The 13,862-nt window shown below is 64.1% G+C and carries 9 protein-coding genes and 1 tRNA gene; 3 read left to right on the top strand and 7 right to left on the bottom strand.

Translation table 11 applies throughout. The features are described 5' to 3' along the window. Positions 1-18: 18 nt before the first annotated feature. From ACZ62B_RS04365 to ACZ62B_RS04340, 6 genes are all read right to left on the bottom strand, one after another. The gene (locus tag ACZ62B_RS04365) at positions 19-1,494 is read right to left on the bottom strand and encodes an ATP-binding protein (protein WP_469689263.1); all 1,476 of its coding nucleotides are present in this window, start codon (positions 1,492-1,494) and stop codon (positions 19-21) included. A gap of 710 nt (positions 1,495-2,204) precedes the next feature. Continuing rightward, positions 2,205-4,808 (bottom strand): tetratricopeptide repeat protein, encoded by a 2,604-nt coding sequence (locus ACZ62B_RS04360; RefSeq protein ID WP_469689262.1) that lies wholly within the window; start codon positions 4,806-4,808, stop codon positions 2,205-2,207. A 931-nt stretch (positions 4,809-5,739) separates the two neighbouring features. Beyond that, positions 5,740-5,997, bottom strand: a complete 258-nt coding sequence (locus ACZ62B_RS04355) for a hypothetical protein (protein ID WP_469689261.1) — start codon at positions 5,995-5,997, stop codon at positions 5,740-5,742. A gap of 92 nt (positions 5,998-6,089) precedes the next feature. Beyond that, a complete protein-coding gene (locus ACZ62B_RS04350) occupies positions 6,090-6,671 on the bottom strand; it encodes a type II toxin-antitoxin system VapC family toxin (RefSeq protein ID WP_469689260.1) in 582 nt (193 codons plus the stop codon). Beyond that, positions 6,668-7,318 carry a hypothetical protein gene (locus tag ACZ62B_RS04345; RefSeq protein ID WP_469689259.1) on the bottom strand — a complete coding sequence of 217 codons (651 nt, stop codon included), beginning with the start codon at positions 7,316-7,318 and terminating at the stop codon, positions 6,668-6,670. Before ACZ62B_RS04345 ends, ACZ62B_RS04350 begins: the two co-directional genes overlap by 4 nt. Before the next feature lie 500 nt (positions 7,319-7,818). Beyond that, positions 7,819-8,985, bottom strand: a complete 1,167-nt coding sequence (locus tag ACZ62B_RS04340) for a DNA sulfur modification protein DndB (RefSeq protein ID WP_469689258.1) — start codon at positions 8,983-8,985, stop codon at positions 7,819-7,821. Positions 8,986-9,585: 600 nt separating this feature from the next. On the opposite strand from ACZ62B_RS04340, the gene ACZ62B_RS04335 reads away from it, so the two are divergent. Further along, a complete protein-coding gene (locus ACZ62B_RS04335) occupies positions 9,586-10,872 on the top strand; it encodes an IS256 family transposase (RefSeq protein WP_469689257.1) in 1,287 nt (428 codons plus the stop codon). 1,241 nt (positions 10,873-12,113) lie between these two features. Here ACZ62B_RS04335 and ACZ62B_RS04330 read toward each other — a convergent pair. Next, positions 12,114-12,185 (bottom strand) — tRNA-Arg (locus ACZ62B_RS04330). 130 nt (positions 12,186-12,315) lie between these two features. Between ACZ62B_RS04330 and ACZ62B_RS04325 the strand changes: the two genes are divergently transcribed. Both ACZ62B_RS04325 and nrtL read left to right on the top strand, forming a co-directional pair. Beyond that, on the top strand, positions 12,316-12,804 hold the full coding sequence (locus ACZ62B_RS04325) for a response regulator (RefSeq protein ID WP_382055011.1): 489 nt from the start codon (positions 12,316-12,318) through the stop codon (positions 12,802-12,804). Positions 12,805-12,884: 80 nt separating this feature from the next. Then, the gene (gene nrtL / locus ACZ62B_RS04320; RefSeq protein ID WP_469689256.1) at positions 12,885-13,859 is read left to right on the top strand and encodes an ArgS-related anticodon-binding protein NrtL; all 975 of its coding nucleotides are present in this window, start codon (positions 12,885-12,887) and stop codon (positions 13,857-13,859) included. Positions 13,860-13,862 lie beyond the last annotated feature (3 nt).

Below are 13,862 nucleotides of genomic sequence, written 5' to 3'. Positions count from 1 at the left end.
CGGGGACTACCAGGTGTCTCAGGAGTTCCAGAAACCTTGTTGCTCGTCGAAGGGGGGCATGGAGCTGAGTACTCCCCGGGCGTCCTCAGGAGAGCGGCCTTGGTCCAAGAGCGCTTCGTACACCTGGCGGGCGACGTCGACGGTCTCCGGAGTGGCAGGCCCTGGACCTCCGAAGGGTTCGGGGTCGTCGACCGTGTCGGTCTCGTGGAGCATGCGGAGTGCCGTGACCGGGACCGTCTCCTCGAGGAGGCGGATCATCGAGCGGACGACGTCCGGATTGCCCCCCTGGCCGTCCATCGCCGTCTTCACCAAGGGGTGGTTTCTGTTGATGCGCAGAACGATCCGGGCGTCGTGGCGCTTCACGTTCCAGGCGAACTTCAGGGGGTCACCGTGCGCCCGCGAGACCACCTGACCACGCTGTCGTGCGGAACGGGAGGCCACTTCGCGGGTGTACTTGGCGATCCTCTCCAGGTGGCGACGCAAGGAGACGGGGGGGACCACGCTCGCCTTGCGCACGTCCACGCCCCAGGCGGCGTCAGCCTCCGCAGGTATGTCCACGGCGATCCGCGCGAGGTTGTACTTCTCCTCGCGCCGCAGGCCGCGGATCCCCAGCCAGTCACCGGCCAGGATCAGGCGGTCACGGCGGTACACGTAGAACCCCTGCTGCCCCAGCCACCCCCTCTGCCCGGCAGCCGACTCGTACTCGGCCTCCGATAGACGCTGTGACGTCGGGAGGACGAAGGGCTCGACGCGCACCGACTCCGATCCCAGCGGCAAAGGCTCCCAGGGGATCCGCTGGACCGATGGGTGTGTAGACAGGAACGGGTCCCACGGGGAGAGGTCGGAGCCGCGCACCCGGATCCGGCACCGGGCCGGGCGCTTCAGGAAACGGGCGAAGACCATCGAAAGGTGGGCTTCGGTGCGTTCCGCCTCCGTATAGAACTGGGCCTGCGTCTTTTCGTCGTCCCTGGTCACGGTGGTGTTGTGGTAGCCGGAGAGCTGCTCCCACAGGACAACGGTCCCGTGCTGCATGTTTCCCGTGATCCGACGCAGAAGAGCCGTGGTCGTATCGCCGGGGTCACGGAGGAGCCGCCACTCCTTGTGGTGCTCCACGACACCGAGGTCCCAAGTCCGGACGTGCCAGGCCCCGCCCTTGACCGTCGCGACGGTGAGTTTGCGGCATTGGGAAAAGGAGGCTGACTTCAGCCCCACACCGAACCGGCCGAGATCCGTAAGACTCCGTTCGGCCGACGGCCCGCGGGCCGCCACCGTCATGGCGGTCACCAGCTCGGGTTCCGTCATCCCTATGCCGTCGTCCGTCACAGCGATCCAGGAGCTCTGTCCGTCCCAGGTGAAGTCGACGTCGATGTTCTTGGCCTCTGCTGAGACACTGTTGTCCACGAGGTCTGCGACGGCGGCGGGAAGCGAGTAGCCGAGCGAACTGAGCGACGCCACCATGCCAGCGGGGTCGGGAGCAGCGACCTCGAAGTCCATCTTTACGCTCCGTACCCGGTGAGTCCTGTGCGGTCGATCGTCTGTGTGCCCCGAGGAGCGGCATCTGGCAGGACCTCTCGGGCCTTATGTGGTACGTGCGTTGCTGCTCGCCCCACACCAGCCGAAATCCCCCGTTCGGAGCATGCTACCGAAGGGACTTGTCTCGCGTAAGTGATCTCCGTGAGCACTTCCCACCAGCTTCGCGAGGTATAACGCGTAGGTCGTTGCGCACAGCACCATGCAGGCACTGGCGAGCTCTCAGCTTGGGAAGCTGTGGGCATTTGTTGGCTGGAAGAGGTGCTGAACTGGGCTTTCACTCGGCGCCGGGTCTCATCGCCCTCGGTCGCTTTCACCGTGGTTCCCCGCTGTTCCCCGCTCTATCTGGTGCGCTTGTGGTGCGTCGGTCGTGTCCTGGCCTGGTGCCGTCGACTCGTCGGCTCCGCCGTACAGATCGGCGAGGAGACGCTCCTTGGCCGCTTCACGGCGTGGGCCGTAGTCGGGCCTGAAGATCTCGCTCAGCGTCTTGTCCAACGTTCCGGAGATCGCGTAGATCGGTGACCAGACGGCTCGGTCGTGCACGATCCCTTCAAGGTCGTCGGACTGGTTGGTGAAGTGGTGGCGTACCAAGGGCGTGGTTGACGTGGCCCCTCGACCACGCTCTGGGAACATGCAGAGAGGAGGCTGGGTGGCGATGCCAGCTGACCTTAGAGCTAGCTGGATCGGCCACTCAACATTTCACGTAGTGCTGCCCTCATCTCTCGTTCGCTTTCTTTCAGTCCGATTCCACGAAAGATTCGAATGGCTTCCCCGTAGTAGATCTGTGCTTGATCGATGTCTCCTGACATCCACTCTGCGGCACCTAGCAAGCCGAGCGAGTTAGCCTCGAAATGATGATGTGAGGTACGTCGAAAGAAGCGGCGTGCTCGATGTAGGGAGTCTCGCGCATCCTTGATTTTTCCGGATTTCAGTTGCGTATGCCCCAAGTTCATGTAGTTGAGATGGATTCCCGCTTCGTCCTGCACTTCTCTGTAAGCAGTAAATGCCTTCTGGAAACACTCTTCGGACTTCTCTTGCTGGCCTAGCTGGCTAAGCGCTACCCCCAGCCCGGCATGTGCAGATGCTTCCTGTCTCCGGTTTCCCGAGGCGCGATGGTATGGAATGGATGCGCTGAGAGCTGCCGCTGCCTGGTGCAAGAGGCCGGATTCGCGGTATGCGGAGCCAAGGTTGGTTAGCGATGCTCCGATGTCGTTTGGGTCTCGATTCTCTCTCGAGAGTTTCACGGCGTCGATCAAAATCGGGATAGCTGCTCTGGGGCTGATATGTTGGCGAACTGCCGTACCGAGGCTGACTGTTGCGTCGCATTGCCCATCCAAGAAGCGAATCCGTTCCGCAATTGCGGCTGCCTTTCTGAGCGTTCGAATGGCATCTTCCAGCTTGCCCTGGGAGGTGAGGTTGATTCCAATGTTATTGAGAGCCCTAACCTGCCGTTCGGCGTCACGCTCTTTCCGTGCCGCCTCGTAGGCGATCTGCGCCGATTGAAGACCTTCGGTGATGCGCCCCCTTAGGTCGAGATAGACGATGAGGTGCATCGAAATGGAATACGCGTGTTCGGTTAGATCGGCGTCGCGAGCGAACCGTGCTGAAGCCTGCAGATTTGCGCACTCTAGGTCCAGCCAACTCAGGGCTTCGATAATTGACTGGAACTGTGGCGGGTTCCCCTCGGGAGTGCCGCGCAGTGTGAGGTCTGCATTTAGTGAAGCCTGGCAGTATATCTCGGCTAGGCGACTGAAGGCCTGTTTGCGATCGCTGGCAGGGACCGTTGCTTCGCATTGCTCGGCAGCGAATAGATACACAAGGTCGTGCATCCGCCATCGTGAGGCAACGGAGCTGCGGGAGATGAGGCTGGCCTGACTGAGCCGGCGCAGGAGCGAGCGAGTCTGTGGGACAGATACTCCGAGGACTGCCGAGGCAGCCTGTTCCGACATCTCGCTGCCCGGATGGATGGAGAGTCGGCAGAAGGGTTCCCTCATGGCGCAGTCAAGGCGAGCAAGCGAGACCTGAAGGGCTGCCCGTACAGCGGTGTCCCCAAAGTGCAGGACATCGAGTCGGCTCTTCTCTTCCCTCAGTTCTGCCAGTAGCTCGTCGGTCGTGAGATCGACGTCGTCTTTTAGAATTGCTGCCGAGATGCTCAGCGCCAACGGAAGATGGCCACACAGTGTGCACAGATCATGGATCGGGTCAGGGGCGTGGAGGCGCTGGTCCTCAGATCCCAAGATCTGAGTGAGCAGGACGTTTGACTCCTCCGGGCTGAGACAGTCGAGGTTGATCGTCTCGATTCCTTCGAGCACTCCCAACCTGCTGCGAGAGGTCAGTACCACGCCATGGGCGCGTGCCCTGGGGAGCAACTCGGCGACCTGAGAGAGTTCGGCTACGTTGTCGAACACCATCAACACCGGGTTACCAGAGGCGTCGAGGGCGTCGAGCGTTCGATGGTAGAGCGCAGCCTGGCCTTCTGCGGTACGTGGGATCTCGTCACCCGGCACGCCGAGAACTGACAGGAGAGGTCCGTACGCGATTCCGGGACTAGCCATGCGCGTGCGATGCGCCGAGAACCCGTGCATGTCTGCGACGATCACGCCGCCAGAGAACACTGCAGACACATCGTGGTGCCTGGCCACTTGGTCCACCAAGGACGTCTTGCCGACGCCAGCCATCCCTGAGACCAGGACTCGACGTCCCATGGTGGTCAGCATGTCCCTGATCGCTTGTTGCTCCCGCTTCCGGCCTACGAAGCGGGGCGAGGCACCGGAGGTTCCTGACAGTCGAGTGACCTGCAGTGACGACTCTTCGATGCGTCGTTGTGAACGAGCTTCAACGAACTCATGAGTCAAGGCCAGGAACGACTGGATGGTGTCCTCGTTCAGTTCCTGTTCCCGCGGCACGGCGATCCAGCTGGGCGCCTCCTCAGAGGACTCCAGACACTCCGTGAGGTTCGCCCAGAACAGCTGCTTTGTTGCTACGTCGAACACGACGCCCAGGACGGTCAGCAGGCCGTTTTTCCAGTCGTTCGCATGACCCTCGACAGGGATAGCGTAACTATGCGCCCGCTTGTACCTATTGCCGCTCTTCACCTGGATGGTGATCGCGACACCGGTTCGCTCGCCGTCCTTGGTGAGCATGACGAACAGGTCTTCCCCGTAGTCGTTGCCGCCGTCGATCTCTTGGACGATCTGATCGTGGTCTTCGAGGAGCGCGCGTAGAGCATTTACCCCCGCCCGTTCGATCCTTCTGCTCTGGGTGACCCTTCCCGACACCGTTCCCCCAAGTCACTGGCCAGTCGGTAGCTCGATCTTCGGCGAGGCTATCGGTGGTCTGCGCCCGAGGAGGGGCTTTCGGACGTGATCGCGCCTCACGCACCACTCACGCGCGACCAGTGACAGACAACGACGAAGGGTCGGACTCAGAGAGACTGAGTCCGACCCTTCGTCTTCGGCACTTCAGCAGGTCAGCGGCTTGATCACGCTGTCCGAGCTGGAGTGCCCCCGGCAGGATTCGAACCTGCGACACCCGCTTTAGGAGAGAGGCTGGGTGATCTCGGGCCTGAGCTGCTGTTTTGTTGAGCGAGCTAGCGGGCGGCTACTCGACCGCGGGACACCGGCGCTGACCGTGGCTGACCCCTGCATCTGGCACGGTTGTGGCACGAACCTTAGCCGACGACAGTCAGCCACGACGGCGGGTGTGCCGACCGGTCAGGCGCGCGTGTGCCTCGCTGCACCCCCTGCGGCCTCAGCCACGCTACCGGCTTGTGTCGTCGACCAGACCAAGCCGCAAGGGCCGGCACGCGATGGCGGCCCCTGAGCCTTCAGCTTGGGAAGCTGAGGTGATCTACGGGCGATTGTCCGGCTGACCTGGGCGAGAGCGCTGCCAGCGTCCGATTGCGTGTGGGACCGGTATCCGGCGTTCCCCGTGGTTCCCCGTGGTTCCCCGCAGATCTGGCACGGGTCTGGCACATCTGCCCCTACGGACGGCAGAGCCGGAGTCGCTAGCATCCTCCATGTCGAGGGAGAACCATGACACTGGAGCGTAAGGGTGCACGTCGCGTCGTCGTGCATGGCACGGCTTACCGTTGGCGGTTGCGACGCCGACTGACCTACGCTCGGGGCCTGGCCTGGCACCGTGCAAGTACGCGGTCGAGCACGCGGACACCCCCGGGACGACGCTTGTGGTAATCACTAAACGAAGTGATCAGTCGTCTGGCTCTTCGTCATCCTCCGCCCACTCGATGTCAAGATCGGTGTACTGAGCCGACGTCTCAGCCCATCTGTAGTCCCAAGTCATGCGGCTGCGGACGGTCGTCACGCTGCCGTCGAGAAGCTCCTTCTTCGCTGCCTCGATAGCGTCGCTTACTGCGGCCTCATAAGCCGCCTTGATCCTCGCAGCGTGGATCTTTCGCTCACCCATCTCGAACTCGAGAGTCACGGTGAGAACCTTAGGTGTGCTCATTTACACTCCCCTCCCAGAAGATGTGACACCTGTCTGCGTACTCAAGGAAATGTCGGCCGTCGTCCACTTCGTCTCAGAATAGGCCTAGGGGATTACGACGGTTCAAGTGGCGACAGTTTGTCGCCGGAAGGGGCCGGGCTAGGAATCGTTAGCTGACCCATGGCGACGGGGAGGAGCAACTGAAGGTTAGGGATGCCGCCTCCGCCTTCAATCCGGCTTATCAGTTGCCGATCAAGCGTGTAGAATATCCCGCACTCCTCGTCAACCGCTGTCGCCAAGTGCACCGCGTCTTGGGAGTCGAGGTGAAACTTTCGCGCCATCTCGCGTGCGTCTTCTGCTATGTCTTGGTGGACCTCAACCCAGGAGATGGGAGATGCCTTGAACCATGCGTCGATGATCCCAGACGCTGCAGCCTGGGTTTTTCCAGTGGCAAGCTGACTCTTGCGCTTGTCGTGAAGTTTGGCTTCCCCTTTGCCAAATACTTCCACGTAGACCATGGTTGACGCCGTCACGGCGAGATTGCCGTTCTCGAACTGGGCTAATACCTGAAGGCAGCGATCATAGTCCCGCTCATCGTGGTCGATGCCTACACCCGTGCGCCCTTTGATGACCTCAATGTAAACGCAGGAGTCTATGTAGCAACGTTGCGGGACTCCCCCCCTACGCCGGCTCACTCTTGCTCCTCGCCCCCCTCAATCACCTTCGGAGACCTTCGCTGTTTCCGAACGAACTCTACGGAACTCAAGCCTTCGGTCCAGTCTGGTGAAATCCCTGCGATGTTGTGTAGCGTTGGTCTTGCTGGCGCCTCTTCGATCACCCGAAGTCGGCCCACTCGCATGTGAATTGGTTGCCCCGCTGAGTTTCTCTTGAGATCTCCGCGAGCGCTAACGAGAGCACCTACGCTAGATTTAACCTGTTGCAATAGGTCGACATCACCGCGGTTCTCAAGGTGGCATCGCAGTCCGATTCCGCGGTTCTCGTCGAAGAGTGAAAATTCTGGAGATTTTACTCGAAGGTTGATTTTATCGAGTCGGCCCCGGAATGAACTTCTGGTGCGCGAGACTTCCTTAATTGCTTCGCGAGCGTGCGCAGCCACCAGGGCATTGATCGGTGTCACTCGGGCCAGCTTATCGCCGACTTCGCTGAGTTCGATTCCTGTGACTCCGCGCTTGCCTGACAGTTGGTACAGCTTAATGACTTTTCGGACGGCGAATTCGTTGGCTCCCAAAGGAATTGCCGGCCTCTCGTGAAGCTCACGGACTGCTTCCAATGCCCGTGGCAACGCCAACTCCCCCTCCGAGTGGGCTGCGGCGATCGCCACACAGGCACTTCCCTCAGCCAGTCCAGTAACAACCCAGTCTCGTTGGAGGCCGGAACGTCCAGCGCTTGGGTCTAACTCATTGAGAAGCGACACTGTGCTCGACAGTACGTCGCGCAGCGCCAAGACTGAGATCGCCCCAAGATCACCAGTCAGTCGCACCTGCATACGCATCACAGTTCCCCCCTCTCGGCTGTGATCCCATCAGGATGCCCCATCTTGCTATGTACCCGGTAGGTGTGGAGGCGATTCAACTACATGCGGGTGTCAGAGCAGGGCAGCGGAGCCTCAATGTGGGAGTCAAACCCCGGAGGATCTTGAAAACCGTCGTGGCAGCGATGTCACCGTGGGTTCAAATCCCACCGCCTCCGCGTGGCGAGCAGTGAGAACGGCCCCTGACCAGATACATCGGTCGGGGGCCGCCCTCACGCTCGGTGCCCGTGACCGCCCGGTGTTTCCTGCGGTTTCCCGCTCGATCGGGCACGTGCGGGGCACGACTATCGCTAGACCGTCCGGATCTTGGTGAAGTCGTCACTCTCCGGATTGGTCAGAGACTCCAGCACGCGGTAGCCGAGATCCTTCACACCGCCAACGGCAGAGAACTTCTTCGCGCCCTCCTTGGTCTCGGTGAGCTTGCCCGCGATGCCCGCCCACCGGTCAGCACCGTCCTCGGTGGACTTATCCCAGAGCACCGTGTCGAGGCTCCGGAGAAGGCTGTCCAGCCCGCCAGCCTTGGCACGTGCCTCGTGGACAGCGATACCGATCGCGGTGAGAACCGCCGGCAGCCCGACCACCGTGTCGTGGTTGAGGTGCTTCTCCAGCCTGGTGAACACCTGGCGCCACACCAGAGGGATGTCGTGCTTGTCCTGATCGGTGATGTCTTCGGTGAGGGGCTTGTTACCGAGGGCGAACACCTTGCGGCCAACCAGGCTGGCAACGGTGGCGCGCCGCAGCGTGGTGATGGTCATGATGGCATCGCTCTTGGCGCTCACCTGACGGGAGTCGAACGAGACCTTGCCGGCCAACTCCGGAATCGTGTCGGCCATGGTCTTGGCGATGCGCGTAGCCGGGTCACGTCCGTCTGCGGCGATGGCAACCGCGGCCGACATCGACACGCCGAGCAGGTTGAGGTCGTGGAAGGCCTGGCCGCCCCAGTCGATCGTGCGGGAGTGGTCGACGATGACGGCCATGGGGATGTCGCCGGTCGTGGGATGCAGGTTGCGAGCCATGAGACGGGCCAGGTACTGGGTCTCGCCGTCGTCATGAGTTCCCCGGATGCCCGGCGGCACGTGCAGGTAGGTCGCGGCACCCGGGACAGTGGATGCGACGTAGACCTTCAGCTCAGCCGTGAAGACGAGGCTCTGCGGCGGGGTGACGTAGTCCTTGCCGTTGACCATGCCGTCAATGAGGTACTTGGCGTAGGCGGGCACGTTGTCCCGCTTGGCCTTGTTGCCGGACAGAAGGCGCTGAACGCGCTTGCGCATCTCGTAGGCCTCCCGCACGCGGAAGTCGGCTGCCACACGCTTCGGGTCCTCGGTCGCCACCGGGTCGACGACGAAGGACTCCATCTGATTGAGCGAGGGGTTGATGACCACCCGGCGCTCATCGATCACGAGGCACGGGAGGACCTGACCAGGGAGGCCGGGCGGAAGCACATCGAACTGATTCATGCTGACTCCAATTGAGCACACAGTGCCGGCGAAGTGGTCGCCGCGGTCGCAGAGTTGCGATCCGCGGGTGAAACACTGTCAGATCGAGTTCTGATCGGTCAAGCCCGCGGATCGAATGATGTGAACCGCGGTCACTTGTTGTGGAGCCGCGGAATTTCCTTGGGCTTCGGCCCACCACTCACCCTGCTCCCATCCCGTCCGCCGTCGACCCACACACCGTGGAGCGGGCGTGGTCCAGGGCGTCCAGGTGGAGCGCGCCACTGTACGAACGACCTGGACGCCCTGGGCCGCGTCTGCTCGGCTTTGCCTGGGTCGGCGGTGGACGGGATGGGAGCTCCTCGCGCACGCCACTGCGGACCCGCGGTCGGCGACGTCGCCCCTCCATCCCGGTGCCGGCCGATCCCCCGCCGGAGGCATCGTCTTTGACCGCGCCCCGCTCTTTGCGGCGCTCGACTCATGGATTCCGGCCCTATCCACGTGTGGGCGCGCGTCGGCGCAGCGCGGGCGGAGCGGGCCGAAGGCAGGAGCGTCGCCCGGAGCGGAGCCGGGAAGGGGTCTGTACGGTGAGCGGTGTAACTCCCGAGCTGGAAGCGACAGTTGATGGCTGACGTGACGAGTGGCAGCGAGGCCGGGAAGGCCGCTGTGAGTGGGGCGGGCGCCGTGGATGACGGGCTGGTCGCCGAGCTGGTGGCCCGGGCCCAGGCCGGTGGGGTGAAGCTCACCGGGGAGGGTGGCCTGCTGCAGCAGCTGACGAAGCGGGTGTTGGAGTCCGGGCTGGAGGGCGAGCTCACCGATCATCTGGGCCACGAGCGCGGTGAACGGGCCGAGGGCGGCCGGGAGAACTACCGCAACGGGCACCGGTCGAAGACTGTGATCACCGAGTCGGGGCCGGTCGGGATCGCGGTGCCGCGGGACCGGGCCGGGTCGTTCGAGCCGCAGCTGGTCAAGAAGCGGCAGCGGCGTCTGGGCGGGGTGGACGAAATGGTCCTGTCGCTGTCGGCGAAAGGGCTCACGCACGGGGAGATCTCCGCGCATCTCGCCGAGGTCTACGGCGCGGAGATCTCCAAGTCCACGATCTCCACGATCACCGACAGCGTGATGGCCGGCATGAGCGAATGGCAGAACCGTCCCCTGGACAGTGTCTACCCGGTCGTCTTCATCGACTGCGTGAACGTGAAGGTCAGGGACGGGCAGGTCGCCAACCGGCCTGTTTACATGGCGGTGGCGGTCACTGCCGAGGGGCACCGGGACATCCTGGGCCTGTGGATCGGTGACGGTGGTGAGGGCGCGAAGTACTGGCTTCAGGTCCTGACCGAGATCAAGAATCGCGGCGCGGCCGATGTCCTGATGCTGGTCTGTGACGGCCTGAGTGGCCTCCCGGACGCCGTGAACACCGTCTGGCCTGCGACGATCGTCCAGACCTGCATCGTTCACCTGCTGCGGAACAGCTTCCGTTACGCGGCCCGGCAGGACTGGGAGAAGGTCGCGAAGGCGCTCCGGCCCGTCTACACCGCGCCGACCGAGGACGCCGCGCTCGAGCGGTTCGTGGAGTTCACCGACGCCTGGGGCGGGAAGTATCCGGCGATCGTCCGGCTCTGGGAGGCGGCCTGGGCGGAGTTCGTGCCCTTCCTCCGGTTCGACGTGGAGATCCGCAAGATCGTCTGCACCACCAACGCGATCGAGAGCATCAACGCGCGCATCCGCAAGGCCGTGAGGGCCCGAGGACACTTCCCCACCGACCAGGCCGCCCTCAAATGCGTCTACCTGGCCGTCATGAGCCTGGACCCGACCGGCACCGGACGCAAACGCTGGACCATGCGCTGGAAGGCCGCACTCCAAGCCTTCGACATCACCTTCGACGGCCGGCTCAGCGCCGGACGCCGCTGAACAAATCCGACTGAGTTTCACCGTTCGCTACACAGACCCGTGCGGAGTTGGCCGACCGAGGCGCTGAAAATTCAAAGGTCCGTACATGCCTTATCCCACATGCCATAAAGGGACCCCTGGTCGTCATACTGCCGTCAGTCGCTCGATGCTGAGAGAGAAGCATGTTCCGAATCCTGTTCTACCTTGCTTCATGCACTGCCACTGGGGGCGGCCTTGCCGTCCTTATAACCAGGGCTTCAGGAGCGGCCAACCCGGAAGGTGCCCCCGCCAACATCGGGATGGCCGTTGGCTTCCTCGCTGGTCTGGCTTATCTGAAGTTCCGTAACTCCCCGACAGCCACGCTAGCTCGAGCCATGCGCGATGGGGACGGGGCCGCGTATTTGGCCCGCGCAGTTGACAGGGGCGCCACCCAGCCGGTTCCAATGCGGCTCTCCCAACCCTGTGGGCATGGTTCGGACCGCGTCCTGGTTACGACGCGGCTGCTGACGGAGATGCACGACGGGGACATGGCCGTGCAGTCACAGCGGCTGGAGGCTCTGCTGCGGGACGCTGCAAAGGCGGCCCGCGCTGAGAAGGGATTTGGCGGCTCCACCAGCGGGGTGTTCATCTCGCCGGGCTCGTCGGTAACCGTGCCGCTTCGGATCGCCAGCTGGGATGGCTTGGCTGAGGGTCCTGGCGTGGTCATCGGGCACGACATGCACTGATGACGTCCAAGGCCATCTCAACCGAGCAACACCGCTGTTGTGAGCACCGAGAGTCTCCCCAGCCGTGCTACCAGCACCAAAACCTTCTTGCCGGGCTCTCCAATAGCCTTCCACACTGGCGGCATAACCTGTGGCAGCGATTGGCGGTCGTAGTGTCATCAGCCCCATCGGGCGACGATGGCTTCCTCGACGCTGAAGATCGCATCACCCTCGGCGCACTGGGCGTTACCGAAGACGTAGGTCAGCTTGCGACGTCTTCTGCCGTGCCGTAGGCGCGGTGGGGTCGTGACCAGTCGGTCATGCCGATGATCTAAGCAGTTGAGCGCCGCACGATGCCGCGGAGGCTGAGGAGGGCGCGTGAGCCGGCCGCCTCTGGAATCCGACAGCGACCTGCGGCGATGCACCAAGATCCCGTCCACGCCTCGTCCACAGACCCCGACATACGGCCGCTTCGGCCCGCGCACGCCTGCACATACGCGAAGACCCCGCTGGCAGCGTTTCCGCTGGTGACGGGGTCTTCAGGCACCTACTACAAGGTGCCCCCGGCAGGATTCGAACCTGCGCACACGGCTCCGGAGGCCGTTGCTCTATCCCCTGAGCTACGGGGGCGTGTCCGTCGCGGTGATCGCGGCGACGGGTAGAACATTACCAGCTCCCTGGGGGTGGTCATGAACCCGTTTTCGCAGCGGGCGGCAGCCGGCCGGGGTCGGTCCGGAGTGCGGGGTGTCGCCCGTGCGGGGTGGAAGTGGGGAAACGCCGGACGTGGTGGCCGGGTCCGACCTACTCTCGAGTTGTGCCAGGCGCATCGGGCCGGGTTCTTGTTGTGGACGACAACAAGGTCATCCGGCAGTTGATCAGGGTCAACCTCGAGCTGGAGGGCATCGAGGTCGTGACCGCGGCCGATGGTGCCGAGTGTCTGGAAGTCGTCCATCAGGTGCGGCCCGACCTCGTCACCCTCGATGTCGTCATGCCGCGGCTCGACGGGCTTCGGACCGCGGCCCGGTTGCGTACGGATCCTCGGACCAGTCATCTTCCGCTCGTCATCGTCAGTGCCTGTACCCAGTACGAGATCGAGAGCGGGCTCGATGTGGGAGTGGACGCCTTCCTCGCCAAGCCCTTCGAGCCCGGGGAGCTCGTGCGGCTCGTCCAGCGGTTGATCCTCGGTCCCCTCGGGCGGGTTCGTGGGCCCGGGGACGCCGAGCCGGCCGCCGGGCATGCCGGAGGGTGAGATCCGACGGCCGTCCACATCTCGGAATCGCGGCCTAACTCATTCGTCTACCCACCCCCTTCCTCCCCTACGCTTGTCCCGTGACCCCCGTCGAGCTCTCCCGCACCGTGCTGCACGCGGTGCGTCGTGCCGTCGATGAGGGGGAGCTGAGGGTGGTGGCTCTGCCTGAGAGGGTTCGTGTCGCGCCTCCGGGGCCCGGAGGGTGTGGGGACTACGCGACCAATGTCGCCCTTCAGCTCGCGCGGCCGGCCGGTCAGCCGGCCCAGCGGGTCGCCGAGATCCTGCGGTCGCGTCTTCTGCGCGCCGACGGCATCGATGACGTCGTCGTCACCGGGCCCGGGTTCATCAACATCAGCCTCGCCGACGGGGGAGGGCCCGTCGGGCTCGTTCGCGAGGTTCTGCGGTGCGGTTCCCGGTACGGGCACGGTGACGCCCTGGGCGGTCGCACCGTCCAGTTGCGGGCGGCCCGTGAGGTGCGTGCCGTCGTGCAGGTCGAGGCCCTCACCAGGGTTCTCCAGTCGCAGGGTGCCGTGGTTCGCGTCGACGACCACGACGGCATCGTCGTCCGGCCCGTTCCCGCGCCCGCCGACCCCTTCCGCCTCGGTACTGACGCCGGCCGCTGGGCCCTGCTGTACCCCGCCCCGCACGACCGGCCCCGGATCGGTGACGAGCATCTGGTGCAGCGGGAGAGCAATCCGCTGTTCCGGGTGCGGTACGCCCATGCCCGGACCCGGGCGCTCCTGCGCAATGCCGCCGACCTCGGGTTCGGTCCCGAGCCCGGTCCCGTGGACGGAGCCCGGTCGCTGCTCCAGGTCCTCGCCGACCACCCCCGTGTCCTCGCCGCCACCGCCACCCACCGTGCGCCCGACCGGCTCGCCCGGCAGCTCGTCGCCGTCGCCGACGCCGTGACGCCGCTGTTTCCCGCCGTGCTGCCGCTCGGCGAGGAGAAACCCTCGGCCGCCCACCGTGCCCGGCTCGCGCTCGCCGACGCCGCCGGGGCGGTGCTGGCCGGTGGCCTGTCCCTGCTCGGCATCGACGCACCCGATCACCTCTGAGAG

The organism is Streptomyces sp. NPDC053426 (assembly GCF_055585405.1).
The sequence above is the reverse complement of the archived record's forward strand: the minus strand, read 5'-3'. Positions and strand labels throughout refer to the sequence as shown.

What these genes read in the sequence shown, in the direction of transcription:
- ACZ62B_RS04365 (WP_469689263.1), bottom strand. Translation starts at nt 1,494, where the DNA reads ATGGACTTCGAGGTCGCTGCTCCCGACCCCGCTGGCATGGTGGCGTCG.
- ACZ62B_RS04355 (WP_469689261.1), bottom strand. Translation starts at nt 5,997, where the DNA reads ATGAGCACACCTAAGGTTCTCACCGTGACTCTCGAGTTCGAGATGGGT.
- ACZ62B_RS04340 (WP_469689258.1), bottom strand. Translation starts at nt 8,985, where the DNA reads ATGAATCAGTTCGATGTGCTTCCGCCCGGCCTCCCTGGTCAGGTCCTC.
- ACZ62B_RS04335 (WP_469689257.1), top strand. Translation starts at nt 9,586, where the DNA reads ATGGCTGACGTGACGAGTGGCAGCGAGGCCGGGAAGGCCGCTGTGAGT.